Origin of the sequence: Bradyrhizobium sp. CCBAU 051011 (assembly GCF_009930815.1) — a bacterium.
Classification (GTDB): Bacteria; Pseudomonadota; Alphaproteobacteria; order Rhizobiales; family Xanthobacteraceae; genus Bradyrhizobium.
The window spans coordinates 1280610-1307382 of sequence record NZ_CP022222.1 but is presented as its reverse complement, the minus strand read 5'-3'; the positions used below and the strand labels follow the sequence as shown (position 1 = coordinate 1307382).

At 59.8% G+C, this 26773-nt stretch carries 29 protein-coding genes; 15 read left to right on the top strand and 14 right to left on the bottom strand.

The features are described 5' to 3' along the window. Positions 1–453: 453 nt before the first annotated feature. Both ACH79_RS06320 and ACH79_RS06315 read right to left on the bottom strand, forming a co-directional pair. Positions 454–1497, bottom strand: coding sequence for a hypothetical protein (locus ACH79_RS06320; RefSeq protein ID WP_161850243.1), 1044 nt, complete (start codon positions 1495–1497; stop codon positions 454–456). After that, complete coding sequence (locus ACH79_RS06315) at positions 1494–3755, bottom strand: AAA family ATPase (RefSeq protein ID WP_161850242.1); 2262 nt, start codon at positions 3753–3755, stop codon at positions 1494–1496. Before ACH79_RS06315 ends, ACH79_RS06320 begins: the two co-directional genes overlap by 4 nt. A gap of 342 nt (positions 3756–4097) precedes the next feature. Here ACH79_RS06315 and ACH79_RS06310 point away from each other — a divergent pair, with 342 nt between their 5' ends. Beyond that, complete coding sequence (locus ACH79_RS06310) at positions 4098–4310, top strand: hypothetical protein (protein WP_161850241.1); 213 nt, start codon at positions 4098–4100, stop codon at positions 4308–4310. Between the two features lie 119 nt (positions 4311–4429). On the opposite strand, the gene ACH79_RS06305 is transcribed toward ACH79_RS06310, so the two are convergent. Continuing rightward, positions 4430–4867 (bottom strand): hypothetical protein, encoded by a 438-nt coding sequence (locus ACH79_RS06305; RefSeq protein WP_161850240.1) that lies wholly within the window; start codon positions 4865–4867, stop codon positions 4430–4432. A gap of 923 nt (positions 4868–5790) precedes the next feature. Between ACH79_RS06305 and ACH79_RS45025 the strand changes: the two genes are divergently transcribed. The 13 genes from ACH79_RS45025 to ACH79_RS06240 all read left to right on the top strand — a co-directional run bounded on the left by ACH79_RS45025 (position 5791) and on the right by ACH79_RS06240 (position 16228). Further along, on the top strand, positions 5791–6597 hold the full coding sequence (locus ACH79_RS45025) for a thermonuclease family protein (RefSeq protein ID WP_161850239.1): 807 nt from the start codon (positions 5791–5793) through the stop codon (positions 6595–6597). Between the two features lie 13 nt (positions 6598–6610). Then, positions 6611–8068: a hypothetical protein gene (locus tag ACH79_RS06295; protein WP_161850238.1), complete on the top strand. Its 1458-nt coding sequence runs from the start codon at positions 6611–6613 to the stop codon at positions 8066–8068. 25 nt (positions 8069–8093) lie between these two features. Next, entirely contained in the window at positions 8094–8879 is a 786-nt protein-coding gene (locus ACH79_RS06290; RefSeq protein WP_161850237.1) for a hypothetical protein, read from the top strand. A gap of 2 nt (positions 8880–8881) precedes the next feature. Further along, positions 8882–9922 (top strand): apolipoprotein A1/A4/E family protein, encoded by a 1041-nt coding sequence (locus ACH79_RS06285; RefSeq protein WP_161850236.1) that lies wholly within the window; start codon positions 8882–8884, stop codon positions 9920–9922. Positions 9923–9942: 20 nt separating this feature from the next. Further along, the gene (locus ACH79_RS06280; protein WP_161850235.1) at positions 9943–11199 is read left to right on the top strand and encodes a hypothetical protein; all 1257 of its coding nucleotides are present in this window, start codon (positions 9943–9945) and stop codon (positions 11197–11199) included. A 554-nt stretch (positions 11200–11753) separates the two neighbouring features. Further along, entirely contained in the window at positions 11754–12053 is a 300-nt protein-coding gene (locus ACH79_RS06275; RefSeq protein WP_161850234.1) for a hypothetical protein, read from the top strand. A 170-nt stretch (positions 12054–12223) separates the two neighbouring features. After that, the gene (locus tag ACH79_RS06270) at positions 12224–12517 is read left to right on the top strand and encodes a hypothetical protein (RefSeq protein ID WP_161850233.1); all 294 of its coding nucleotides are present in this window, start codon (positions 12224–12226) and stop codon (positions 12515–12517) included. A 150-nt stretch (positions 12518–12667) separates the two neighbouring features. Then, on the top strand, positions 12668–13123 hold the full coding sequence (locus tag ACH79_RS06265) for a hypothetical protein (RefSeq protein ID WP_161850232.1): 456 nt from the start codon (positions 12668–12670) through the stop codon (positions 13121–13123). A 46-nt stretch (positions 13124–13169) separates the two neighbouring features. Next, entirely contained in the window at positions 13170–13418 is a 249-nt protein-coding gene (locus ACH79_RS06260; protein ID WP_161850231.1) for a hypothetical protein, read from the top strand. Positions 13419–13449: 31 nt separating this feature from the next. After that, complete coding sequence (locus tag ACH79_RS06255; RefSeq protein ID WP_161850230.1) at positions 13450–13854, top strand: hypothetical protein; 405 nt, start codon at positions 13450–13452, stop codon at positions 13852–13854. 52 nt (positions 13855–13906) lie between these two features. Continuing rightward, positions 13907–14260, top strand: coding sequence for a Rap1a/Tai family immunity protein (locus tag ACH79_RS06250; RefSeq protein ID WP_161850229.1), 354 nt, complete (start codon positions 13907–13909; stop codon positions 14258–14260). 205 nt (positions 14261–14465) lie between these two features. After that, the gene (locus ACH79_RS06245) at positions 14466–14762 is read left to right on the top strand and encodes a Rap1a/Tai family immunity protein (RefSeq protein WP_161850228.1); all 297 of its coding nucleotides are present in this window, start codon (positions 14466–14468) and stop codon (positions 14760–14762) included. A 533-nt stretch (positions 14763–15295) separates the two neighbouring features. Then, positions 15296–16228, top strand: a complete 933-nt coding sequence (locus tag ACH79_RS06240; RefSeq protein WP_161850227.1) for a DUF429 domain-containing protein — start codon at positions 15296–15298, stop codon at positions 16226–16228. Positions 16229–16325: 97 nt separating this feature from the next. Here ACH79_RS06240 and ACH79_RS45020 read toward each other — a convergent pair whose 3' ends face one another. From ACH79_RS45020 to ACH79_RS06195, 9 genes are all read right to left on the bottom strand, one after another. Next, positions 16326–16649 carry an HNH endonuclease gene (locus ACH79_RS45020; protein WP_161850226.1) on the bottom strand — a complete coding sequence of 108 codons (324 nt, stop codon included), beginning with the start codon at positions 16647–16649 and terminating at the stop codon, positions 16326–16328. A 38-nt stretch (positions 16650–16687) separates the two neighbouring features. Next, a complete protein-coding gene (locus ACH79_RS06230; protein ID WP_161850225.1) occupies positions 16688–16993 on the bottom strand; it encodes a DUF2695 domain-containing protein in 306 nt (101 codons plus the stop codon). 130 nt (positions 16994–17123) lie between these two features. Then, complete coding sequence (locus ACH79_RS06225; RefSeq protein ID WP_161850224.1) at positions 17124–19544, bottom strand: DUF3987 domain-containing protein; 2421 nt, start codon at positions 19542–19544, stop codon at positions 17124–17126. A gap of 70 nt (positions 19545–19614) precedes the next feature. Beyond that, complete coding sequence (locus ACH79_RS06220; RefSeq protein ID WP_161850223.1) at positions 19615–20319, bottom strand: hypothetical protein; 705 nt, start codon at positions 20317–20319, stop codon at positions 19615–19617. Between the two features lie 64 nt (positions 20320–20383). Further along, positions 20384–21025 (bottom strand): hypothetical protein, encoded by a 642-nt coding sequence (locus ACH79_RS06215; protein WP_161850222.1) that lies wholly within the window; start codon positions 21023–21025, stop codon positions 20384–20386. Positions 21026–21100: 75 nt separating this feature from the next. After that, entirely contained in the window at positions 21101–21622 is a 522-nt protein-coding gene (locus ACH79_RS06210; protein ID WP_202639181.1) for a hypothetical protein, read from the bottom strand. A gap of 134 nt (positions 21623–21756) precedes the next feature. Further along, the gene (locus ACH79_RS06205; protein ID WP_246738446.1) at positions 21757–22053 is read right to left on the bottom strand and encodes a hypothetical protein; all 297 of its coding nucleotides are present in this window, start codon (positions 22051–22053) and stop codon (positions 21757–21759) included. A 73-nt stretch (positions 22054–22126) separates the two neighbouring features. Continuing rightward, positions 22127–22738 carry a hypothetical protein gene (locus ACH79_RS06200; RefSeq protein WP_161850221.1) on the bottom strand — a complete coding sequence of 204 codons (612 nt, stop codon included), beginning with the start codon at positions 22736–22738 and terminating at the stop codon, positions 22127–22129. A gap of 5 nt (positions 22739–22743) precedes the next feature. Further along, positions 22744–23994 (bottom strand): site-specific integrase, encoded by a 1251-nt coding sequence (locus ACH79_RS06195; RefSeq protein ID WP_161850220.1) that lies wholly within the window; start codon positions 23992–23994, stop codon positions 22744–22746. A 465-nt stretch (positions 23995–24459) separates the two neighbouring features. On the opposite strand from ACH79_RS06195, the gene ACH79_RS06190 reads away from it, so the two are divergent. Continuing rightward, the gene (locus ACH79_RS06190) at positions 24460–25419 is read left to right on the top strand and encodes an IS110 family transposase (RefSeq protein WP_161849892.1); all 960 of its coding nucleotides are present in this window, start codon (positions 24460–24462) and stop codon (positions 25417–25419) included. A 356-nt stretch (positions 25420–25775) separates the two neighbouring features. Here the strand turns inward: ACH79_RS06190 and ACH79_RS06185 are convergent, their stop codons facing one another. Together ACH79_RS06185 and ACH79_RS06180 are read right to left on the bottom strand one after the other, a co-directional pair. Then, entirely contained in the window at positions 25776–26222 is a 447-nt protein-coding gene (locus ACH79_RS06185) for a hypothetical protein (protein WP_161850219.1), read from the bottom strand. 120 nt (positions 26223–26342) lie between these two features. After that, positions 26343–26702, bottom strand: coding sequence for a YqjD family protein (locus ACH79_RS06180; protein WP_161850218.1), 360 nt, complete (start codon positions 26700–26702; stop codon positions 26343–26345). Between the last annotated feature and the right edge of the window lie 71 nt (positions 26703–26773).

Sequence of the window (26773 nt, the reverse complement as noted above, 5' to 3'; positions counted from 1 at the left end):
ATGGCATTCGCAGTTGCCGTAACCGGCGGTTCTCAAGCCGCAAAGCCGACCACTCGGCTTCGGGCAGATCGAAAGATTGAATGGACTGGCCATCTGGCCCGACGCAGCGCAGGGGCATGTCTTAGAGCTTTCAGACACCTGATGGCAGGTTTAGCGCACCCATTCTGATGGCGCGATGCGAAAGGTTTAGAAGCCGCTAATAATCCCCAAGCCGTCATGCGCTGGGCATGGCCCAGCGCGTTGCAGGGCCGTCCTGCGGCCTCCGCGAGCACTCGAATAAAAACCTGCGGGGACCGCGCAACCGCATCTATTGAGAATCTGCGACGAGAGAATCCGTGGTTGCAGTTACAGGAGGAGCAAAGCACGCATCTGCCTAAAGATAACGTGGATGCCTCCGCGAGTAGTTGTCGAGGCGTCGATGCCAATACCTTAAGGTATGAGTTTGACCACGTCTCAGGACACGAGTTGAAGCATGCGATCTGCGATCTGTGGCCACGGCCTGGCGAGATCTACGGTTGCTATTCTAGTCCGATGGCCTTGGATTACGTAGGAGGCATCCAGAGTTTGATGGACCTCCGGATAAAGCAACATGCCTTCCGCCGCAGTGAGTTCAGGACGTTTAGCAGCAGCGTTCTTCAAGTAACTGAAGATCTGATATAGGTTTTCAGAGCGAAAGCTCTCCCGGCCGTGATAGCGCTGAAGCGCATCAGCATAGTATTTTGTATCGATAATGATGTTTCGGTGTTCAGCTCGCAGGAAGACGTCTGCTCTCATCGTTGGCAACTGCCCCAGATTGCCACTCGTTAGAGGAATCGCATCCCACATCAAGCTTAGAGGTTCCACGGCGAATGTACGCTGCTCCGCTCGATAGAAGTTACGCACGAACCCCTCAAATACCCGAGCCATTTTTTTCTCGTCGCGCAACACGTCATTGAAGACAAATCCTCTACCGGATGGGTGCGGTATAAGACAATCAAACGCCAGTTCGGCTGTCTTTAGCAGCAGATCATAGTAGGCATTGTTGCGATGAAGCCGAATACGCGCAAAGCTCGAACGCCGCAGCTGAATGTCAGCTACATTCGGAAACCTCCGCGCGAGTGCACGAAGTTCTTTCGCAAGTTCAGAATCCAGAGTAGAGGCGAGTGACAGTCTCAGAAGTGACGCCTTCAAAATTCGATTGATGGCACTGTCGTGGCTCAACTCGTCAAACGAGCACTGTAGCCGCCGGCCATTTCGTGCGATCAAGCGGAAGCTCGCTGCGAGATCAATTCGACCCCGAACAGTCACAATCTCATCATCAAATGGCTGATAGGTTCGCTCGAGCCCGCGGCGGAGAACTGCGCCAAGTCCGCCACGCAACACACGCGCGAGCAAGTTTGGAAGATCCGGGCTGGGGCTCGCGCCGACCGGAATTGGCTGCGCCTGCTCAAACCGATTCCATGCGTAGCAGAAGAGATAATAAATGTTCTCGATGGGGATCAATTGCGCCGTGCTCATATCGGTGCCAGCAGCTGGTCCTCCCACCCCTTTGCTTTATCAGGGGCGTCGAACCAGTATTCACGAAGCAAAGGCGCAATCTCCGTGCGGATCACACGGCTATACCAGCCCCAAGCGTCCTCCTCGTCAGTAGGTCCCGCGCAGAAAAAGCTATGCCCAATGGCGAAGCCGGGCCCGAGGTTGCTAGTATCGGCCGTAATTTCTTTGTTCAGAGCATCAATGCGGTTTATCAAGGTGCCCAGCAGTGGTCCCTGCACACCTCGTTTTCCTAACCACAGTCTGAACGCTGAGGAACTCAGCTTAGGTTTTAGGTCAACAAAAACAAACCGACGTCGAAGCGCATAATCAACAACCGCGAGTGATCGGTCAGCGGTGTTCATGAGCCCCATTACATAAACATTAGCGGGGACGTGGAAGGGTACTGCGCCTGAAGCAAGAGCGATTGCCCAAGCGGGGTTGCGCTTATCGTTCTCGATCAGCAGCATCAGTTCGCCAAAGATTTTGCTGAGATTTCCCCGATTGATCTCGTCGATGATGAAGACGTACGGCCTCTCGAGGTCGCTTTCAGCACGTCGGCAGAATTCTACAAATTTGCCAGCACGAAGTTCGAATCCCATTTCTGTGGGGCGGTAACCTTCTACGAAATCCTCATATGAATATGACTGATGAAATTGTGCAAAGCCCAAACGCTCACGATCCTCAGCGCCCAGAAGGGCATATGCCAATCTGCGGGCCGCAAACGACTTTCCTACACCGGGCGGGCCCTGCAAGATGATGTTCTTCTTGGTATTCCAGAGCAGCAGGATTTGTTCAATTTCCTGACGTTCAAGAAAGAGTCCCTCCAGAGCATCGTCGATAGTAAATTTCTGCGTAGAGGTTATCGGGGCAGCAACCTCTTCAGAAAACGGCAACGGCTTTCCTGCGTGGGCGTGGTAAGCTCGGCTAATCACGGAAAGTAATGTCGGCGTAGCCTCCGTCAAATACGCGCCCTGATTTAAGCCTCGGTGCGCATTGTAGAATAGTCCCTTAGCGCCGCTCAGCGCGAGCTCGCGAAGTTCCGTCGCGAAGGGCTCCTTTTCGAGGAAGGCTTCTCGTGGAAGAGTTGGATCGAGTGTAGCGTATCCCGTAAGCTGTACTCGATATCCAGGGCCCTCCCAGTCGGTACCGGCCAGGCCAACGAACTTGTCGTCGACACTTCCGGCAGCAGTAGATACTCCAGTAATTGCCTCATTGTCTGTGAGGTGAAACACCACGTCACCCGCCTTGACCCGACGCATGTTGGCATAAATGTCTCCGCCGCTCTTCGATTTCTGGGGTGACCAAAGTGCCTTGCCGGCTGCGTGATCACCGCTTTCCCGGTCCGGGCGTCCAGACACGATTGTCTTCTCTATCCAAAAATTTCGACCTTCTCCTACCTCATCTGCCAAGCCCGGGGTTTCGCTTGCCTCGACCTGCCGCCAAAGAGCTCGAAGTGGCGGACGGTAAAAGTCGAGCTCGGTTGTCGCATATTCCCGTTCAAGCCCGTGCCGGATCGCTAAGAGGACCTGATCCGTGGCCAGCAGACTCTGGTTCGTTTCGTTGCGCTCCGCAGGTGGCAGTCTGTCCTCAAGAGCCTCTCTGATCTTCCGCTTGTGCCGCAAACTCGAGATCCGCTCATAACGTTCTGGAAAGCACAAATACAGCAGCATATGCCTGAATGCGCGACGGTCGTTTCCCACTTGCTTATCGACCCAATCGCCAAAACGCCATGCATCGGCCAATAACTCCTGACGATCACTAGGGGAGTGCTTCTTGAAGTCCCTGATGACCGACAGCAAAAATCCGAGCTCGTCCGGCACCTTGGTCATGAATGCAATTCCAGAATGCGCTATTCCGGAGAGAACCTCGTCTGACAGCAATGGGGATTTCGGTTCGGTACTTCCGGACAGCAGCCAAATGCGCGTAATGCGCTCTCTCTTAACGGCTGCTCCCATCTGATTGTCGGCTACGAATAGAAATAGCAGCCATAAACATTCTGCCGCGAGCTTCTGAACAGTAGCTGGGGAATTGTTTAGTTGTCGCCCCAATTTGTCTATGAACTTCTCACTCCCAGCAATTGGGTTACCCAAGAAGGCGTCGCATAAGCTATCGGCATTCGCAGCGCTCCAACGGCGTTCCGGCGAAAACAAGCTGCCGTCCTCAATGAGGCACTCCTGCTTCCAGCGTTCCGCAGCATCCAGCACATCTTTCGAATTCGGTCGGTCAATCCAAGTAGCCATGGGATCCCGCAAGGTCCTTACACGGAAAAGCGCTCAACACTTCGCTCCGGCCGGAAATATTACAATGTACATGGAATGGTTCCAGCCTAGATCACGCAGTGTGCACCGAAAAGCCATGGATTACCCAGTGGAATACGACTCCACGGGGCGGCGACGGCGTCGGTCTCAAAGCCAGCCGCAACACCCCCAGATATATTGAGCCCGCTCTCCAAGAGGCAAGTCCGGGGATAGTCCGCTATTGCGCCGAAGGGCGAACACGGCATCGGGACTTGCGGAAGATACTCTTCCACGCTGAGGCTGCGGTCGGAGTATCGCTACTGCGATCCAACAAAAACGAACGCAGTGACCGAGTCCGTTACTGCGGATAGCCTGCCCATCGCCAAGGAGGCTGCGGCCGTCAGCGCGTCGGCACTGGCGCCGCACGTCGATTGCACCCGGACGTACATCGGCAAGCTCGAAGCCGAGCGCATGATCCAGCGGCAAGGTGACGGCTTCCGCGTGCGTTGCTTACCTCCGCTACTTGCGGCGCGAGCGGCGGCAGTCGCCGCGCAGTGAGGCAGATGCCGATCACGTCAAGCTCAAGATCGAGATGCTGCAACTGCGGCTGATGGAGGAGCGGCGTGAACTGGTACGCCCGGACGATGTCGACGCCCTGATTGACGGCATTGCCGGTGTCACGCTGGACTCTGGCGTACCAAGGCAAGATTTGGCACGGCAACGAGAATGGACTTGGCCTTTAATGCTCCCGCGATCCAATAGGCCGTAAGACTTTTGCCAGTATCGCACGGCATGATCAGCCGACCACGTGCAGCACCATCACGGACGAAGTGGGTCGTTGCAGCCGCAGCGGCACTCTGATGCGGACTCGGTGTTCGGGCCATCGGAGCCGTGCTTTTACCTTTCAGTTTCCCGACAATTAGGCTCCAATCCTCCTGATCGAGAGACTGCCAGTGTTCGAGGCCAATCTCCGTCGTCTTTCGCATCAAATGGCGTTTGCGGACGGGTTTCGACGCTGTATGCGCAACGAAAGCCCATGCAATGTTGTCACAGGTATTGAAGGCAAGACTGGTGAAAGTGCCCAACTCCTCCCGAGTGAACGGCGCCAACGACATTCCGAGTTATCCCCTTAGCGCTTACGCAGGAGCGGGTTGGTCTGGTTGGGGCGATTGGCTCGGGACCGGCAGCCGTCGAGGCCGCTGGCAACTCTTCACAAAAGCTCGCGAGTTCGTGCGGGGTCTTGGATTGAAATCGGAAGCGGAGTGGAACCTATACTGCAAGTCAGGCAAGAAACCCACCGATATCGCGGCGGTTCCACGTCAGACTTATTTGAATGAGGGTTGGGTTGGATATGGCGACTGGCTCGGTACAGGCACGGTCGCGAGCTCCTTGCTAAAGTATCGTCCCTTCAAGGAAGCTCGTGCTTTCGTGCACAGCGTCAAGCTGAAATCCCACGCCGAATGGCTCGCTTATGGAAAATCCGGGAAGAAGCCGACTGACATTCCAGCTAGTCCAAACACAGTATACGCCGAGGTTGGGTGGGCTGGATGGGGGGATGGCTCGGATATGTGCGCCCGCGCGTCGGACGGTTGCTCGACAGACCTTCCGTCACGAAGCGATCGCATCCCTTAATGTTGAGATCGCCGCTAAGCAAAGCCATCAAAAACGACGTCAAAGGCGAGAGGCCTCATTCTTGCGGCCATTCGCCAGCTGACGTTTGGCTCGAGATGAAAACACCACGCTGGCTGTTCAACACCATGCTCGGTTCCGAATGTTGGAGGAGTCCGTAAAACTACGGTCCCTGACCTGAAGGAGCGTATTCATGCGGCAACCTTGACTTTCTTGTCTACGACTTAGTCGACCGCAAAAATAGCGCAATCAAGGTGCCGGCGCCCCGTGTCGTTCGGCTCTCGTGGACGAACGACCAATCGATCGCGCCAACCAGAAAAGCTGCGGTACTCTGCGATCGAGGCCTCTGACTATTCCCGGGGTGCGCACGTCCGCTCAGCTCAGTTCAACGCCATGTATCGACTTAGGTATGAGCAACAAAGTCACAAAAATCGACGGCAGATGTCGCTCTTGTTCCTATGACTTGTATTATACACGCATTTCGATGGAGGTTGATGTAGTGCGTTGGCTGATTGCAGTACTATTTCTAGTTCTCGCTTGTTCCGCGCGGGCAAGCGAAAGTCGCGGCATTCCCCAAATCGTTGACGCCGACACGGTCGTCCTTAACGGCCAAAAAATCAGGCTGCAGGGCATCGATGCACCCGAAACTGACCAGACTTGCCTTGACGCGTCGGGAAAGCCCTTTCGGTGCGGCCTGCACGCGAGAGACGCCCTGGCAAAGCGTTCCGAGGGCACAGTCTGGGCGTGCCAGTTCTCCGGAGTCGACCGGTACGGTCGGATGCTCGCAACCTGTTCCACGGACGGAGAGGACGTCGGAAAATGGCTGGTTGAGGAGGGTTGGGCTCTGGCATTCCGGCGCTATTCGACTCTATATGTCGCCGACGAGGATGTCGCCCGGGAGGCCCAACGAGGGCTCTGGAGCAGTTCGTTCATCGCCCCTTGGGATTGGCGGAGCCGTTCCAGAAACACTATCGTCCTTAGAGCGACATCGATCTCAGCCGCAGCAAGCCGCCTTCTTACGGGAGCGAGTGCCGAGGTGGCGCCGGCACCAGGTTGCGCCATCAAAGGCAATTTGCGGAGCAAGTCCGCATGCATCTATCACCTGCCTGGTGGCCGCTTCTACGACGGTCTGGATATGACCGACCGTGCGGCGCGTCGCTGGTTCTGCAGCGAAGTCGAGGCTCAGACGGCTGGGTGCCGTCGCTCCAAACTCTGACACCAAAGCGAAAATGAGCGAAAATCCCTCGAAGAGAAAATCGGCGATCTCGCGGCTGCGTGACCTATTCGGACAGGCACAGCACCCGTATCGCCCGTCCACGCAGATCTTCTTGGACTTGGACGTAGATCGGGTTGCCCGAGACATGCGGTTGGCTGAAATGGGCGCCGAGCGGGGCGCCAGCGGCAGGCCTGATACCGGTGCGACCGCGCTAGACGATGTAGAGCACCGTATCGTTGAGAACACCGAGAGCCATAAACAGACCGCACACTCTATCTATCAGGAACACCTCCACATCTACGACGCGAGGATGACTTCGCTCAATTTCGAAGAGCGGTTCGCCATCATCCGTCAGGCAGCACCGGAAGCCGTCGGAGACTTCGGGGCTGAGGCTGCGATGGGTCGAGACGAACTATTCGAGCTACGCCGCCGCCTCAACGAGTCCGAGGCGGAACGGGAGGACTTCCGGAAGCGGCACCGGATTTCACGTCCAGCCCGCCTACCTACGCCAGGCAAGATGCTTCTCAAGATCGGATTTCTTGCCGTTCTGTTCGTCCTCGAGGTCGCGGTCAACGGCGGCTTCCTCTCGAAATCAAATCAGGGGGGCATTCTCGGCGGCTTGTCAGTCGCTTTCGTCTTTGCGGCATTCAACATTCTTGTCAGCTATTTCTGCGGTCTCGTTCCCATTCGCCTGATCAACCACCGCAATTTAGTCCTGAAAGTAGTCGGTACCTGCTCTCTAATCGGATATCTGGCTCTGGTGATACTGCTGAATCTCGCCATCGCCCATGTCCGCGAGATTCCACCCGATGCTCTCGTCGACGTCGACCGCGAGGCACTGCGTCGCCTGCTTGAAACCCCGCTCGCTCTGCACGAACTTCAGTCGTGGCTGCTGTTCGGGATCGGCATTGTCTTCTCTGTGGCGTCGATGGCGGACGGTCTGATGACCTTCGATCCATACATTGGCTATACAGCCCTGGAACGGCGTTGGCAGGCCGCCAGCGAAAAGTACCGGAATGCCAAGGACGAACTGATCGAACGTCTGCGCGGCATCCGGGATGACGCTGCAGAGGCGATGAATAATGCTGAGCGAGATCTCGCCGTGCGTCGTTCCGAGTACGACTCCTTGCTGAACTCCCGAGGACGCCTCTCTCAGAGGTTCGTCGATCATCAGGCGCAGATCGAAAGGGCTACGAACGCCCTTTTGCAGACTTACAGAGAGGCGAATCGGAAGGCTCGTTCGGCACCACCGCCGGCTCATTTTGACCGGCCGTACACGCTCGACCGGATCCCAATCGAACAGACCGGGCGGGATCCGGAGGAGCGCGAGCGACTGCGGCGCTCCATCGATGACGTCCAGGCATTGCTGGCCCTTCAGGTCGAGGCAATTCACGCCGCATTCGACGGTGCCGCTAGGTCCTACAGGGAAATAGACGAGCTGTTCCCGGAGTCGACGAATGGCAAGGTCTAAACGCAGGCGCCGCGGTTCGGACGGTATGGGCGTCGCTGCACTTGGCGGGGTTGCGCTACTGTTCATTGCCTGCGCCGCGCTCGCCACATTCGGTTGGTTCAAGTTCTCGGCCCCGGCGAAACCCACGTTGGATCGCGGCGATTGCCCCGTTTCCGGCCCTGAGGGACTATCCGTTGTCTTGGTCGATACGTCCGACGACCTGCCGGCCGCGACGACGCGAGAGGTCCAGGGCATCCTCGACGATCTTATCTCCAATTTGCCAGCCTACCATCTCCTCGAGATCCGTGTGCTCGACATTCCTCAGAACCGTAGCAAAGCGCTGTTCTCCCGCTGTAATCCTGGGGACGGCACCGGTCTCAGTGAATGGACGGACAACCCGCGGCTTGCGCGATCACGATGGCTCGAGAGCTTCCGAAAGCCCGCTGCCGAAGCAATCCGCAACAGCCTTGCATCAGCCAAAGCGGCTAGTTCGCCGATAATGGCGGCGCTCCAAGATATTGCGATCGACCGCTTCGCGTCCGAGCGTGTCCGTACCCTCCCGAAGAAGCTGACGGTCATCTCGGATATGATCGAATACACGCGCGATTACGGCCAATATCCGCGCGCCGGGGACCTCGGATATCAACGGTTCAAGCAATCGCCGGCGTATCTAAAGTATCGGACCGATCTCCACGGCGCCCGCGTCACCATAAACTACGTCACCCGACCGTCGGTGATGCCGGACGCGAACCGACACGCCGAATTCTGGTCGACCTGGGTGAAGGACAACAAGGGCACCCTCGACTTTATCCACCGCCTGCAGGGAACATAGACGTGTCGAACATTTCAACCTGGCCACGGATACCGCCCGGCATCCTCGGGGGCGTGGTCTTCTTCGCAACTACCGCCGTGGGCTGCACTTTCATCGTGATATCAAAGACCAGGGACTTGTCTCCCCTGCTCGTCACGTCAATTCCGGTCTTGATCATGATCGCATATGCCGCGCTGATGGCGGGCGCCCGGTTGCTCCGCCTCCGGGACGATCAGGCCGGTGACAACCTGTACTACATGGGCTTCCTATTCACGCTGACTAGCCTCGCCGTCTCGCTCTATCAGTTCTCGGCTGACGGGTCAGCGGAGACGATCGTTCGGAATTTCGGTATCGCCATCGCCTCGACCATCGCGGGGATCGCGCTGCGCATCTTCTTCAATCAGATGCGCCAAGACCCGGTAGAGGTCGAGGCGACAGCCCGACTCGAACTGGCGAACGCATCCAGACGGGTGAAGCGCGAACTTGAGGGAACCGTGCTTGAATTCGCGTATTTCCGCCGCATGACGCAGCAGTCGATGGCCGACGCGCTGGACGAAATGAAAACAATGTTATCCGAAATGCGCACGACCATGGCTGGCGAACTCGAGCAAATGACGGGCAAGATCAGCCGCCCCTTGGAAGAAACTTCGCGCAAGTCGGGTGACACGGTGGACGCTTTGGTGGACCGGATATCGGACGCCCTGGACGATGTCTCGGACCGGCTCGTGGAGCAGACGGAGAATCTCTCTAAGGGGGCCGCTGCGTCCGTCGAGACGATCCGGAAAATGGTCGCCAAGCTCGAGGCGATGCAGACGCCCGAACAGATAATTGAGATCAAGCTGGCGCCAACGATTCAGGGTCTGTCCCGCGCCGTGAATTCATTCAAGGCCAGCGCGGAGACCCACGAAAAGACCGTCGACAAGAGCCTTAATCGCACGCTAGACGTCGCGGCCGCGATGACGCGCCTTGTTGAGGAGCTCCAAGCTTCCAATCTGTTTCGTTCCCACAGTGACGTGCAGCCGGGACCATGGGGCCCGGCGCCTGGCGAAAAGAGATCCGACTAGGACAACGAGGTATCTGACGCATGGACGGACAGATCAATCGCCAAAGCTCTACCTATCGGCGGGGCCTCGTTCTAGGTCTCACGATGGCGGAGATTATGTTGCTCCTCGTCTTCTGTCTTTTAATCGCGATGGCGACTTTTCTTAGAAGAGAACAGGACAAGCTAGCGGCGACGAAGCAGGAACTCGCAGACCAGCGAGCGATTGCCGATCGGGATGCTGCCGCGGTCGCCGCCCTCAAAAAGGAGACTTCCCTCGCGGAGAAGCTCACCGCGGCGGCTGGCGCAGACCCTACCGCTATCGATGCCTATTGGCGGGATCTCGTTGATAGCAAGGCGGCTCTAAGCCGGCTAGCCAAAGAAGGAACGTCGTTAAATGAACTACGCGAAAAGGCTGCCGCTACCGATACCTTGCGGAAGGCCGGCATCGACCACCACAAAGCTCTGCGCGATGCAGAGATCGTGAGCGCGATAATGCGCTCTCTACCAGACGCGGAACGGACCAGCCTCACCCCGCAATCTGCGGCCGAGCTCGCTGCAAGAGCATCGAAGAGCGCGGGCGACGGTGGTGGCAACCGGTATCCGCCCATTATCAGCCTCAGCGAGGAGAAGGGTTATTACTTTCGCACTGGAAGCGCGGAACTTCTGCCGGCGTTTCGCGACGCGCTGATGACCACCACGCTCGAAAAGATCCTTGCAACAATTAAGCAATATGATGTCGATGTGGTTGAGGTTGTAGGGCACACCGACGAGCAAGCCTACGGCCCACGGATCACCTCTACGGTCGTCGATGCGTCAGCCGGCGCGGGCAGCATCGTACCCGCTCGCACCGTTTCCCGCACGTCGAACCTCGATCGCGGCCTCAACGCCGTTCTCACTAACGCCAGCGAGATCGGAAAATTGACCCCGGCTGACAATGCAGGCCTCGGCCTGGCGCGTGCCGTCTCCGTCGTTAGCGTGCTGCGGAAGTCGGAGAAACTTGTAAACTATAAACTGGTCCCTCTGTCCGGCGGACAACTAATCGATACGGACGAGAACCTTGCCTTGAACGGAGCATCTGGCGGCGACGTGGCTCAAAGGCGGCGCATCGAAATCAGGCTGAGAAAATCTACACCACATGAGGCGGCCGTTTCCATTGTGCAACCGCCGACGGCAGCTCCCCTGGTGCGACGCTCCCTACCTAAGTCAACCGCGCCACGTCCCCCAGCAGTTCCACCGCAGCCAACGGCGATCGACCCGCCGCTTGCGGCGCCGCGCCAATCGACACTGTTCCGGAACTAACGGTGTGATCTGTGCGAACAAACATCCGACTATCCCATCGGCTTGGCGGTCCAAGGAGGCCGTCAATTGAACGCTATGGTCGCGTGTGGGAGCGTTCGCTCCTGGCTAGGGATCAAATGAACGAAGCTTCTCTTAAGGCGCAGATCACGAACGGCAGGCCAAGCCGGAGCAGCCGATTGACGACGCCGACGGTAATGTCAGGCGCGCATCCGTCTCTTGGGGGCAGCCCTAGGCACCTAGACCGCAGCGAGCGAAATTCGCGGATCATGTTCAACTGTGCCGGAGCGTGACTTACGTGGTACCGAATGTCGGCTAAGGGCCAAACTGAGAAGTCTGCTGCGCAAGCGCGGAGTCCGCTTTGCCCCCTATCAACAGACATCGTCGGCTTGGCGCGGGCACGTCCGAAAGGTGCCCAGGAATCAACGGAGGACCGTCGCGCATATCGCTTAATTTCAATGGACTTGGATGACGCTTGCGGGCTCTCTCTTCCCCACCGCCATTTGAACCCCTTGCGCGGCGATTCGAACAGGACCACGTTGCTCTCCATGCGCCACATGGTCATCGTCGTGCCCGAACTCACCGGCTACGCCACGCTTCGGCATATCGAAGTGTCGCTGGCGCACGTGCCCGCATTGGTCGATGGAGTGAAATACATGGAGCCCCGAGACGTGCCGCGCCTTGAAGGCACCGAGTTGCGCCGGGCGCGCGCGCCGTCGTTGCGCTTCCTGGTCAAGCTGGCGCTGAAATGCGACAACGCCGAGGAACTCGGCAAACGGTTGCGCCAACGCTACGAACATGCGTATCCACCGAGCCGGCGGGAGCAAGCCGCAGTCGATTGGCGGTTGGCGGACTGAGCGCGCCAGGTCCCATTGCCTCGCGACACCTTGCAGCATGATGCGCCGGCGCAGTAGTTTGCGAAAGTCGGGGATAGGCTGGCGCGACGGTTACAAATAGGACCGACACCAATCAACCCGCCGAGTTCAATTGGGCTTTCATCACCGGACGGCATCCGGCGAAATTATTGGTGAAGCATCGATATGAACGGGGCGGTGGGGGCAGCGATTGGCGGCGCAACACTCGCCGCCAGCGCTGCAATTTGGCTAGTTGCGGGCTACCTGATCCAGTGATTTGCTTTCCGAAATCCAGAACCGACCTACGCTACCGTCCTTGCCACATCATTGAGCACTTCGATGTCGCTGTTTTCTCTGGGCGCTTTGCCGAGCGCTACGCCAAGGGCGAGACCATCGCCGATCTTGCCATCGACTCCGAAGTCGGCGCCGGCACCATCCACCGCGCCCTGAACCCGCCGAGCCATTGAAGGCCGGGGTTAAATTCTTGGGCGTGAGAGTTCCGCGCCGGCCGGGGTGCACCCACTTCCGACTCAAACCCCTGACTTTCGTCCACACCTCTGCCTGTTGCGGGAGCCGAGACCCACACTTATGATCCCCAGCGGCTGGGGGAAAGAATCATGAGACAGCAGACGTGGTTTGCGGTGGCCGTTTGTACGATTGGGACACTTCTCGGCTTTGTTGTCGGCGGTTTGTTGATGTTGGTTTCCGGGGCGTGGTCAGCAAGCTCCGATTTCCTCTATCTCCGCGCTCTGTTCGGAATTGAAACACCGGGCAAGATTTATCAGTTCATCTTCGGTGAGGGTATCCCGAGCTTCATACAAGCCGTGATCGCCGGCTTTATCGCAGTGTGGATCATGGAAAAAGTCGCCAAGGGTGCGAACTTGGGCTTGGCTGCGATGATTACCGGCGGTCTCTGGACCGGATTTCTTATTTTTCTGCTCCTGTTCAGCTTGCGGATAACCAGCTTCACCACCGAGCTGTTGCTGTCAATGGTGCAGGGCGTGGGACTGTGGATAGGGCTGGCTAGCGCTGCCGCATCGCTCCCTGCGCCCAGTCGGAGCGCGATAGCGTAATGCAATTTCTGCTGCCTGCTCCTACGGATGTGCAAGGGGCCTCCGGATGACATGGTCGCGCGGATTCTTTCGGCTCTGGATCGTGGCCACCATCATCTGGCTGGGCCTCGCATGGATGTTCGAATCTAACTGGCTGAGCAACAACGCCCGGTACTATCGCGAGTATGGTATCCCGGGCGCACCATCGGTCGACCGGAGCGAGATCATTTTCATCATCGCGGTGCCGCTCGTCGTGCTCATGCTCGGCCTCGTCGTGCGCTGGGTACTCGTCGGCTTTCACCAACCGGTCCGCTGACAGTCTTCGGGATCAAAAACAGGGGGACAACTTGCTCAAGCGATGGATTGCACTGCTGGCGCTCGGGTGCAGCGCGCCTGCCACCGCAGTTGCTCAGCCGGTCCTGCTGACCTGCACCGGCACCATGTTCCAGTTCATCACCGAGCGGATCGAGGGCACTGTGGCACCGACCACGGCCACCATCGATCTCGATCAGCGGACCGTGCGCGTGCTCGGCGGCACCTACGACATCACCGACATCAGGGAGAACGATTTGGTGTTGTCCGGCAAGTCCTCCGAACTGGTGTTTTTCGGCACAGTGGACCGCACCGCAGGCACCATCAGCATCATGGCCATGCGGCCCGAGGAGCGCGCCAAGCTCAACGCCGGTAAGTCGAGCCAGATGTCAATGCACATGAACCTGACCTGCGGCCCCGCCAAGCAGCGTATGTTCTAAGCTTGTCGGGAACAGAAGGCACCATAGTGCAGACGTGGGGGACCAAAGCAAAATGACCCGAATGATGGTCGCAGCCTTCGCCGCGCTTGCAATGGCGACCGTGGCGAAAGCTCAATTCATTGATGGAGCGGACCTTCTGGCAAAATGCAAAAGCGGAAATCGGGCGTTCTGCCTTGGGTACGCTGCAGGGATTGCCGATGCGCTCGTAACTCTCAGAGAGGGTGGTGATGTGCTTCCCAAAGGCGTGTGCCTTCCTAACAATGTAGTGCTTTCGTCGGTGGCCGATGTCATAGCCCGCCGTCTGGTTGAACGTCCCGAAGCGCGTCACTACACCGCCGGTTCAACGGCCATGGTCGCGCTGCTCGACGCTTTTCCGTGCCCAGCCACGCCCAAGACGAAGCAATAGCAGTGCCAACACCGGCACGCGCGTTAAGCGGTGTCCATCATGAAACCCCGGTTCCATCAAGCCCGTCGCTGTGCGCTTCGACCGGCGCCTCGTCGCCGCCATCGACGATCTTGGCCAAACGGAAAGGAGACTGAATCTTGAAACGTCTGTTACTTGCTGCCGTTTGCGATGCTTGCTCTACCAGTCCCTGTGCGGGCAGCCACCGATGGTCACGGTCTCATGCCAATTTGCCAAGGCTACGTCAGTAGGGCTGCGACATTCGTTTGGCCTTGATTACGTCAGCAGCGCTCTCGACGTGTTCAGACTGCACAGCGGCGCAAACAAGGATGGGGCGCCAATCAAGCCGTTCTTTGCTTTCTGCGCACCGCGCGACCTCCCGTATGGCGTCGCCACCGAAATATTTGTTCGTTACCTGACTAGCCATCCGGAGGCACGCAATCACGTCGGCACATGGCTGGTCTCTGCAGCAACGGCCGAAACCTTTCCCTGCAAAGCAAAATGAACTCAAGCATAAAGGAGATTGAACTGTAACGTCTGTTATCCGCTGCCAGTGCGATGCTTGCCGCAACGCCAGCTTTCGCCGCGACCAATGCCGATGCAGGCAGCGCCTTGCTGGGGCTGATCCTGATCGTGCTGATCATCGCCGGATACGCCCGCCGATCCCATCGCCACCTTGCGAGTGGATGGGCTTCGAGATGTTGGGCGTTTTCGGTGAAGCCAATCACGCGGTCGCCCGAACGAATATGATGGCGAAGCTTAACCCGGTGGCCGGAGATTGCTGCCGATCGTCATAGGTCGCGGCGCCTGGCGCGAAATAGCAAGTTTCTGGCCGCGAACAGCAAGACGGTCATAGCGAATTGAATTAACGCGTGGGCCGCGCGCCCGAGGTGCGACGCGCGTTCCAATTTCCCAATTCATTAGGTCCGTGATGGAAAAGGACGACTGGTTGTTCTGGAGTTCAATCGTTTGGTCTTGCATCATGTGTAGCGGCGCGGCGTGGATACTGTCGGGTCCAGCGACGGCCTGGTAGAGCGCATGAACTCATCTTTTGTTCGCCTCATCCACGCTGATTGGAGCACGACCGCGGTCAAGCGATGGGCTGCCGAAGCTCGGAGGACCGCGACAGACTGGACCGTGGACGCACCGCGGCCCGTCGGTTCGGTCGAGGGCTTTCTAAAAGACCTGCTCCGTGAGCCGCAATCGACCCTTGCGGGCTTTGACTTTCCAATAGGATTACCGTCGGTTTTTGGCGGGAGGACTGAATTCGGCGGATTTTGCCAAGCCATTGATGCGTTCGGTGTGGGGCCGTGGTCACGCTTCTATGACGTGGCCGAGCGGGCGCAGGAGATATCGCTTCACCGCCCTTTCTATCCTCGTGTGGCATCCTCATCGGTCCGTCAAATTCATCTGATCGAGGCCCTTGCGGTTCAGAAAATTGATGCGCTCAGGCGACAGTGCGAGAAAGCAACCCCTAATCGTCCCGCTGCATGTCCACTGTTCTGGACCCTCGGTTCTAATCAGGTTGGTAAAGCCGCGATTTCCGGCTGGCTAGAGATCATCCAGCCAGCCCGACGAGCGGGTGCGCTTCTCTGGCCGTTTGACGGCATGCTGACTGAGCTGAGCGAGGCAGGTAGGCTCGTCATCTGCGAAACCTACCCGGCCGAGGCGTATGGGCACGTGGGCGTCCGTTTTCCTCCTGGCGGCAGCAAGCGGCGTCACGAAGATCGTCGGAAGGCGACGGAAGGGCTCGACCAAAGATGCGAGATGCACGGCATCCAGCTCACAAGCGCGATGCACGACGCGCTCACCGCCGGGTTTGGACCTGGCAAAGACGGTGAGGACAAGTTCGATGCGGCAATCGGCCTGCTTGGTATGATCGAAGTTGTCGAAGGTCGACGGCGCGCGGCTCCCGCCGGGACCAATGGCTGGGAGGGTTGGATTTTGGGGCAAGCCGAAGCCACCCAATGACGTGATGCCGCCGATCGTCGCCCGGTGCGCCGAGGTTGCGACCAGGTCGCTCCAAGATGGATGCACGAAACTGCCGCCGCCGGTGGCCTTTGATGCCCTAGGAAAAATTATCCATCCCCCCAAGCACATTCCAAGGATGTTTTGGATCTAGTGGCCAGCCTTGTTCGTCACACGCTGACAATTTGCGCGACGCCGTGCGCGGCTCCACTTTGTTGTGGCATTCGGAACAGAGGACCATGAGGTTAAGCGGTTCGAGCGTTAGCGCAGGCGCACGCTCAATCGACTTCCGATGGTGCACATGCAGTTCTCCCTTGCCTGGCAGGAAGGCGTGGCACCTGGCGCAGGTATGCTTCGCCTCGATCCTGGCAACGCGGCGCGCCTTCTTCCAGGCCGCCGATCCATGGAAGCGGTGGTTGGGCATGCAGGGAAGATACACCAACAACGCCGGCCGGCGAAGGTTCAGGCTGCGGCGGATGTAACGCCAGCGCTATCAAGTGGACCATTCAGATCTGGACGATCCACGTTGAACAGGATCTCGCAATCGCAGTAGCCACCATGCTCCCGGAAAAACGCGAGCGTGCCGTCAATGTCTATTCCGCCGAGCTCCGCCATCACCGCTTCCGCATAGCGGTGCCTTGAGCCGCCGCTGCCATCGTTGCCACAGCGCCACGTACCTTCGGGCAAGCCATCCGTCAGGGTGTTCCCAAGCAGTACGACAAACGATTTCCAACGCGCGCTCTTTGGCGTCAAAATTTCAAATTTCATCGGTTCTCTCCTCATGTTGCCGGCGTCCGGTTGGTGCGGATTTACGAATGCTCACCCCCTTGGCGAAACTACCGGAAAAGCCGCAAAATTACTGTTGGTCGAATTTCCGGGGCTTCCGGTATTTGCGCCATTAAAGAGGGACTTCAAAGAGACGCGGGTTGACCTCCCACCTTCGCGGTGGTCGTCCAGGTCCCGACACCTTCAAGGTGACCTCGCGCAGCCAGCCGGCGCGCACCAGCAAGTCAAGGAGTGCCTGCACCTCGCCGGCGTCGAGCCGCCGTGACAGCGCCTCGCGGCGTACCTCCTCGCGTGACACCGTCGTCTTGTTGCTGGCATGCAGCCAGCGCAGCACCGCGCGGGAATGGCTGTGCTTGTCGCTAAGCCCTACCAGGCGCAGCGCGGCCCGCCCGTGCGGCCACAGGTAGCCCTTCCACAGATGCACCGCGCGCCCAACATGGCGCGCCTCGATCGCTACCGGTTCGGCGCCACCGCTCCAGGCCCATTCTAGGAAACACAGCGTGCCTGACAGCCGCAGGACATGCCCCGAGCTCTTCGACCAGTATTCGCGCTCGCGCCCATCCAGAAATTGTCTTTCCTTGTGCGCAAATTCCGCAAAGGCCGCAAATTCCCTCCTGGCATCAGCCGTCAGTGGAACGCTGCGCGGTGCGAACGCGTCGTCGTCGCCGGCTTGCAGACTCGCCAGCCGGCCAAAGGCGTTGACGATCTCGGGATCAGTTTCGTCCGCATCGTCGGCCGGTTCACGGAACGGCGCCTCGGGCGGCCACGCATACAAAAACCGGGAATAGATGCCGTCGCTGTCGCCGGCAAAGCTGCGCGCCAGCAAGTCCGGCTGGAATCCACCAACGACGCCGACTAGAAGGTGCGGCAGCATCACCGGCGGCCGGCCCAGGCGTTCCACGACGAAGCTGTTGCCGTCCCACGCTTCGAGCCAGAATGCCCGATCCGAGCCGCCGCTGTAACGCTCCAAATTCATGAACAGCCTGGCGAGCTCGTCGGCGACATAGGTAACGCCGCGCGGCCGCGCCTCTAGCAGCGGCGCCAGCCGCTCGATCGTGCAGTCGCTGACGAAAAGCCGCGGCACCACGAACGGGCGCACGTCCGCCGCCTCGGCCGGCTTGACCGGCGGCGGCTGGCCGGCGTCGACCGCGGCGGCAACGTCGTCCTTCCATTTCTTGAGCGCCGCCTTGGCGCGTTCGATCCGCGTCTCGTGGGCCAGTTGGCGCGCGGCGTTGTCCTGTTGCCGGCTGCGCTCCACCACCGACAGCGAGCGCTTGACCACGTCGAGCGACGGCGTCTTGCCTGAGCCCGACAGCCCGACCAGGCAGGTCCAGCACGTCATCGGCTGCTGCCACGAACGGGTCGCCTGCACCCGGCGCGCCACGCCGATCAGGCCCGAGGCTATGCCGATCAGCGGCAGCGCGATGTGACCGACAGTGACGCCGGCGCCGCTCGCCGCCTCGCGCATCCAGCGGTGCATGCTCCGCGGGAACACGTCGATCGGCAGGTCGGGCAACTCACCGCGGCGGTCGTCCAGGATCGACATATCCGGATCATTCCAATCGCCGGTCTCGCGCTGCCGCTGTTTGCGCTCCTGCCTGGGTTGCTCGTGTTGTTGCTGCTGCTGGCCCGCGCCATTGCCGCTGCTTGCATGTGCGGCACCGTCGTCGCGGTCCTCGAGATCGTCATGCGGCACATCGAGGCCGTCGCGTAGCCCGCTCTCGATCGTCTTCATCGTTGCGCGGTGGCCGTGCTCGCGCAGGTAATGGTTGGCTTCGGCAGCCCGCACCAGCGCCTCGAGGATTTCGCTCTCCATCAGCCAGCCGCGCGCCGCCATGGTTGCAAGCCGGAACGCAGTTTTGTAAAGGCGTTCGTTGCGCTCGCCAGCCGGCGCCGCGGCAAGCTCGGTCTCAACTCCCTTGAGCGCCGCCACCGCATAGGCGCGGCCGCGCTCGTCGCTCGTCTCGTTGTTGTTCGGCTCGCGAGCTTCCTCGCGCTGCGGCGGGCGCAGGATAGCCTCGATCCAGCGCGGCAGCGGCGGCGCCTTGTTGATCGGCACGCGTCCTTCTACCGCTTTCCAGCCGCGTCCGTCCGGCAGGCGCGCACCAGGTGCGATCACAAAGCCACCGTTGCCGCGGCAATCGATGGCTTGCGGCAGCGTCCCGCGGCCATTGCCGAGCGCCTCGCCATTGGGCTGCTTGAAATACAGATGCGCGCCGCCGCTCGGCGTCAGCACTACCGGCAGGCCGCGTGGTAGGCCACCATTGGCAACAGCCAATTTCTTGAAAGCCTCGACACCGTCGGGTCCGCCGTGCCTGTCGCAGTCGACCACGAGCAGGCCGTTTTGTCCGCATGGGATCGCGGGAAGTGCAGCCGAGCGATCCCACCATGTGTTGATCTGGTCGGCATCGCAGGTTGCTGCTTCCTGCCATCCCTTGAGCAGCGGACGCTTGTCGGCGCCGGCGGGAAAGATCTTGATGCCGGCCGAGGCAAGCGCCAGTGCGGTGCTCAGGTTGTCCTGCTGCGTCTTCATGGCAAAACTCTCCGCGTGAAAAAAGAGAGTGACGGGCGGGAGAGAGATCCCGCCCGATCGCCGCGGTGGCTTAAAACGGGATGTCGTCGTCCATGTCGTTGGGAGGCGGTGCGGGGGCCTCCTCGATATCCGGCGGTTCGTAGCCGGCGGCCACCATTGTTTCATTGAAGCGCGCCACTTCGGCCCAGCCCGACACCGTGAACAGCGGCGTTTTGATAAAGCCGTATTCGCGACGCGGGTGCTGGTACCCACTACTGCCGAGAGCGACGATCGGCAGTTCACTCGGGGCGCGACGGCGATGGGCTGCATACGTCCGCGAGAGTTTGCCGACTGCATCGAGTGCCCCTCTCGATGAAGCGCTAAAGGTAAAAATCTCTCCATCGGATGCGCCGATCATCGGCAGGTAGGTTGTGAATTGCCACGGATCTTTTTTCTGGCCGCGATCATCAGCCTCCCATGCCTCCTCATCGTCGTGACCAAGCTCGTGACGGCGAGGCGGCACCTGTCGACTGTTGACGGTCGTCATGATGGTTTCGGCGGGTTTATTATTGCTCCAGCGTACCCAACCGGTGGCGAGGGCGTGCAGGCCGGCAATGAGTGCCTTCTGCTCGACGGGTTCATTGTATTCACCGCTGATCCAGTCGCCCTTGGAAAATTTCAACAACTTGCCGACAATGAATTGCGGAGCCACCGCGTCGGCGAATGCCTGGAAGGGATCAGCACCGTCGGCGAGCGCAACGGCGGCGGTGGTGGCTTTGATGATCTCGCTTGTCATCTTGATTTTCCTTCTTGCTGCTTTGGAGAGAGGCGATCCGACGCAGGGTCGCCCCCGTCTTCGTTCAGCGGGCTTTGGGCTTCAATTGCTGCGGGCCAGCTTCGCGGTACTTCAGCGCGTCGCTGTCAGGATCGCGGTACCAGACCTTGCGGAGAGTGTGCTCACGGGCCAGCTCCTCGAATTCCGCGGGCACGACCAGATCCCACCCCGAATATCGATCCGCCGTCAATTTGTGAAAGCGCGACAGCGAGTAGTCGGATTGCGGCTGGTTATCGGCGCGGCACAGCGTGAAGGTTTTGCCGTGGACATCGGCAAAATATTCCGGCGCGGTGCAGACGTCGTCGCCGTCCCAGGCCGCCATGCACACTCCGAAGTCGAAGCGGCTCAGGTTGCCCTGCATGCCACACGTCTCTTTCAGTCCGATTAGGCAGACGGGGATGGTCTCGTCGGCCTTTTCGAACTTGGCGAGGCGGACCACAGCGGGATCGGAGAAGTGCTCGTAGCTGGTCCATTGACCGACCTTGACGTAGCCGAACTTGGACCGCAGCAGCGTTGCCGCGTCATCGGTGAAAGCATCGTCAAGGAACAGATCAATGTCCCTTATCGGCCGTTCCAGCAGACTGTCGCGCACAGCGCCTCCGCCGATATGCGCGGTGGGACAGAGGCCCCTTATCGTTTTGAGAATGGGGTTGTAGTGTTCGAGCATCGTACTCTCCTGATTTGTGTTGCCTGTAGTTTGATCGAAAGAAAGCACCGCGCATTTGTGCGCGACGCCACAGAGCTAGCCGAAGACTTGCTGATTGCACCGGAAGTAGCCGTACACACAGCGGGTGCCGCCGCGCGTACAGTCGTAAATGTCGTGCACGACCCCGTCGATTACGGCGACACAGTGTCCAGACAGGGCGACGACAAGCCGACCATTAGGTAGTTCACCGGCGCGCAGATGGACCTTGCAGCCCGACCCAATGTGCATGGTCGGACGCCACGTCCAACCGAGCGACAGTAGATAGGGGCGCGCAACTTCGGTTCCCCAAACTCCATTGCGTGGCGAGGCGCCACGGCCAGTAGTCAGCCGAGCCTTACGGCCGCACGAAGTGGTGGCAAACTCTTTATTGCGCTGGAACAGCTCGTCGTAGACTTCGCGATAAGGTGAGCCAGTGGCGATGGCGATTGCCCGGGTGACGCAATCACCGGTCTTGCCGGCGAAGCCGGCTACGGCTCGGCCACCATCGTCGTGGATCCAGACCGAGGCAGTGGGGGCGTTGCGGACGGCATCAACCGTCGTTATGTTGTCGATGTTCACAGCAGCTTACTCCTTCTGTGAGTTTTTGACCGGCGCGGCTCTTGGACCTCACCCCTTGCCGCGCCGGCAGTTTCGCCGAGACGTTTCCTCGATCAGCGCGCAGTCCGTCTCAGCAGCGGCTGCGCGTTGTTCGGTTATGCGGATTGTTCGGTTGCAGAGCACAGGCCGGCGGCTTCACGCTCGGCGCGCCAGCGCGCGGCAGCCTCGCGAGAGATCAACCGCCGCTTGACGATGTTGAAGGTGCGGGGCATCTCATCCTTGAGTTTGTAAAAGAGCTGCACACTGAGGCGATGCCGCCGGCAAAACTCCTCGATGCTGTAGGCGTCGGCGTCGTCGACGAACGCGGCTGGTTCGGTGCGAGCCGTAGCCTTTTTGCGGCTAATGACTTTAGGGCGGGGCATTGCTGCTGGCTCCACACAGAGTAATTGCATGGGGACCAGTTGACGCCAGAGAACGCGCCGCGCAAAGGCGGCATCGCTACCGATAACTTCCAGAAACAGGTTGTTATTGGTTGTTTTTGGCTGCGCGCAGCACCGGACGAATGATATGCTCCAGCAACGTATTGCGCCCGGCATCAATATCGTACTTGGTTTTAGCTAAGCCCCTGACGTATTCGACAGCGCCTTCATGCTTGGCTAGCCGCGGTTCTGCCTTCAGTCCTCGGCCGTATTTGTTCTGCAGCCATTGCTGCTGTTGCGCGGTGAATTTGCGCGGTGCCCCGCCACTGGCTTTGCGCTTCTCCGGCCTGCGGCCGGCGTCGGCGGAATTCAGCCCGTCGATATCTGGCTGCCATTCATAGAACAGCCAATCGACCAGCGGCTCGGCGACCAGGTTGCCGTATTCGTCGGTCTTGTGCCGGTCTGGATCGGTTTGGCGGTAGATGATGACGGACGTCGGACTGACGTGGCCGATGAAATAGTCCTTCCAATCCGACGCCTCTACAGGCTTGGCCTCGCCGGTGCGGCGGTTTCGGCGCATGGTGCGAACCTTGTCGCTCGCCGCTAACCGTTCGGTGTCCAAAAGAGCTAACCCGAGGTCTCCGGTTCGTCGCTTGCGCTTTTCAATGGACACATGCATTGGGGTCCAGCGCGGATCATTGAGCGGCAATTCGGCCATCGGGATCACCCCGCCAACGCCACGACGTTCTCGCCGCTTGGCGGTTCATGCTGCAATAGCGCCCCGCGAGAGATGTCGTCGCTGTGCTCGGTGATGAACCGGCTATACGTCCGCTCGATCATCGTGGTCGATGTGTTATGCAACGACGCCACGAGCCTGATCGGAATATTCTGCAGCAGCATGCGGACGATGCTGGAATGTCGGAGCGCGTACATCGTCACGTCAGCAGGATCGAGCCCGATAGCGGTGACGACCTTATCAACTTGACGATGATAATTTTGCCCCGGATTTTTGTCCCAAGATCTGCCGTCGCTTTGCAGCAGCAACGGCGCATCGTCGGCGCGACCCTTGGCTGCTGCATTCAGCTTGGTCGCCAACTGGACGCTGACGGGCACCGAATAGCGTTCCGTCTTTTTCCGGCTGCGGTTTCGGCCGCCACCTTTTGCCGACTTCGGCATCATCAGCTTCGGCCGCACCGGATGATCGCGCAGATCCTCGACGCGCAGCCGCACGACCTGGCTCGGGCGCGCGCCTGTGACTGCCAGCGTATCTGACAGCAAACCAAACTTGTCATCTAGTCCGTACGCGGTAGCAACGAACTCGCGCACCTTGTCATCCGGGAGGACGACATTGCGCGATTGCTGCGCGTCCGGCAGCCCGGCAAGCCCAGTTTCCCATGCTTGTCGGTTTTGGATGCGCTCGTCGTGCTGCCTCGCCAATTCCAAGGCGGCGCATAAACAGCGGCCGAGTCGGTTGATCGTTGACGGCGCCATCGATCCGAGCAAGCTGTCGCGCCATTTCTTGAGCTCGGTGGCTGTGAGTAATGCCACGGGCTTCGACAACAGCACGCTGGTAAGGTGCAGGCGCGGATGCTCGGCGTTGTAGGGATTGGCGCTGCGCGCTTCCAGATCGCGCCTGTAGTCCTTGAGCGCGCCATCGACAGTGATCGGCGCCGTGTCGGCGTTGCCGTCCTCGCCTCGGGCCAGCTTCTTTGCTGCGTCCTGCGCTTGATAGAACGTGAGCACGTTCTTGCCGTCGGCATCCTCGAAGTCGTCGGCCAGCGCAAAGCCCTTTGTCCAATAGGCGCCATGACCGTTGCTGGCCTTGAGCACCCATGTGCCGTTCGTCTTGTTGCGCCGGTACAGCAGGGCCACGCCGCGCGCCAGCGACGGGCCGCTGTACGGCCTTCTGCGAACCTGCAGTTTCAGTCTCGCGCTGCGGCTTTCCAGTGCGCTGTGACGAACCTTGCGTGCCATGCTCGTGTCCCCGTGTCCCCGTGTCTCGCGATGTGTCGCGATGATGTGTGCGTATGCCAAAAGAGGTGTATGGCACCTTATGGGGATAAGTCTCGGCCGATCAATGGTTTGAAGGTTCCACGCGCCTCTCTGCAAATCCATTGGCATATTTATTTTCCCTTGCGCAGGGAAGGCCGGAATGCTCCCGCTGTACCTGTATGCTCGTGTGCGTTTTTCTCTATGCGCAACGGCACACGAGACCGCGGGTGCAGCGCGCACCCGGTCTTCCCTGCGCCCTTGTGTCCAGGAAATCTGTCAGAATGTGCGAACGGGCGGTTGCGCACCAACCGCCCGTTGCTGGAACTGAGCCCGTTGCGCCCAAAGGCGACCGAGCCTGTGTCAGAGCGAGGGACAGCTCCGGTGTCTTCCTCAACCCGAACAGTTGCAAGGGCTCGAGCCCGAACCGAGCAAGGAAGGGAGTGGATGATGGCACAAAATGCTCATGTTGTCGTGGGTATCGATGTCGCCAAGGACAAGGTGGATGCGTGCATTCGTGCGTTGGGATTACGGCAAACCCTCCCGAGCACGACCCAGGGGCACCGTAAGCTGGTCGCCTGGCTTCGCAAGCACCAGGCGAACAAGGCGGTGATGGAGGCGAGTGGCGGCTATGAGCGTGCCTGGGCCAAGGTGCTGCGCGACGCCGGCATCGAAGTTCGGATCGTCGACCCCAAACGGGTCCGCAGCTTCGCGCTATCAGCCGGACGGCTGGCCAAGAACGATACGATCGATGCCGAGATGATTGCCTGGTTCGCCGAGACATTCAGCGATGCGCCGGGCCAGAAACACGATGCGGCACAAGAGGAGCTGCAGGCACTCGTAAAGGCGCGCTTAAGCCTGATTGATTTTAGGATGCGCTTGGTCAGCCAAAGCGAGCATGCCGCGCCGGGATTGGTGCAGAAGGCGCATGCCCGCATCTTGAAGAACCTGGCCTGCGAGATTGCCAAGCTCGAGGCCGCCATCTGCGCCAAAATCAAGTCCATGCCGGATTTTGCGGAACGCGCCGAGATCATCGAGAGTGTGCCGGGGTTCGCCGAGACGAGTTCGGCAAACCTCCTTGCAGGAATGCCGGAGCTTGGTCAGGTGAGCAACAAGATCGCCGCGGCCTTGATCGGGGTCGCCCCCTATGACGACGACAGCGGAAAGCGCCGCGGCGAGCGCCACATCAAGGGAGGCCGCCGCTGGGTCCGTAACGCCATCTACATGCCCTGTGTTGGCGCAGCCACGCTGAACAATCCCGTGCTGAAGGCCTACTATCAGCGCCTGATTGCCAAAGGAAAAGAGCCGAAGATTGCCATCATCGCCGGCATGCGCAAGCTGATCATCATCCTCAACACCATGATCGCACGACGGCAGAAATGGGATCCCAGCCGTTACGCGTTGAGCTGACGAGCGCGCCCACCGCGATCGGTTCCGCGACCGAGCGCTTGCAAAGCCGACAGACCGGTGAACGGGCGGGGTCAAGGCCGCAGCCGCCGTAGGCGGGGGCGCGCCAGCGCCAGCCTTGAGGCCGGCCGATCACCGGGCTACTTCCAGCACAGTTGCTCTGAACAAGCGGGCGATGAAGAGCTGCAAACCTCGGGCATAACATGTCGCGAGATCGCAAAACTATATCCACGTCCTTGCGAGCGAAGCGAAGCAATCCAGCTATCCGCGCGCGGCGCTATGGATTGTTTCGCTTCGCTCGAATGACGTCGAGAGGCCGCGGCATGCTGGTTGCTTCGCCGTCACGGAGTCCGGACCCGCTACTCCGCCGGCGCCTCGCTGTTGCTTGTGTTGGCGCGGCTTGCCAGAAATCCCAGCGCCAGTCCGCCGACGGCGAGAATCGGGATCAGCCGCTTGACGCCGATGGCGCGGATCACCTGGATGCCCATCGCAACCATCGCCGGATCGGAGAGCACGGTCTGCGCGGTGGACTTCGCGGCCTTCGCCGCCTGTTCGGCGCGCGCCTCGATCTGCCTCTTGCGCATCATGTAGCAACCGGCCGCGATCAGGGCGACCACGAAGAAGATGGCGGCCCCGGTCAGGCAGGCTTGCACGGGACCATAATTTTGCAACACGAACACGAAAGCCGCCGCGCAGAGAAAGGCGGTCGTGACCAGCAACGCCATCGCCGCCGCCGCCGCCAGCGACGTCAGTCGCACCACCGTGGCGGTCGATTCCTTGAAATCATCGATGAATCGTTGAAACATGGCGCGCCTCGATCCGAAAATAGCTTCAACAAAACAAGCAGCACCGTGCAGCCGCTACGACGATGCAAGGGATGGCTCTCCCGTGCGCGCCGCCCTGCGCTGGATTCACCTGCGCCAGAATCACCTTCGCCAGGTCACGCCGATCAGAAAGCCGATACCCAGCGCCAAGGCGACGGTCGCCAGCGGCCGCTGCGTGATGGCGTCCTCCAGCGTCTCCTCGATCGAGGACGCCGCGTCATGGGCGGCATCCATCATCGCGCTGCCGCGCTCCGACATGTCCTCGACCGCCTGCTCCGCATTGGCGCGCGCCTGCTTGTAGCCGCGCCGGGCCTGCTTGGTGGCGGTGCCGGCAAAACTGTTCAGCGCGTCGGTGATCTGCTCGGTCAGGGCTGCGATATCGTTTTTCACGGCGACTACATCCTTTTCCAGGCGTTCATAGGTTGCTTTGTCCGTGAGATTTTTCGTGGCGGCGTCAGACATCGAAAGCTCCCCGGTGCTGAATTTAGCTGCGGAACAAACGCACCGTCTGATCGGAAGTTCCCGAGACGAAA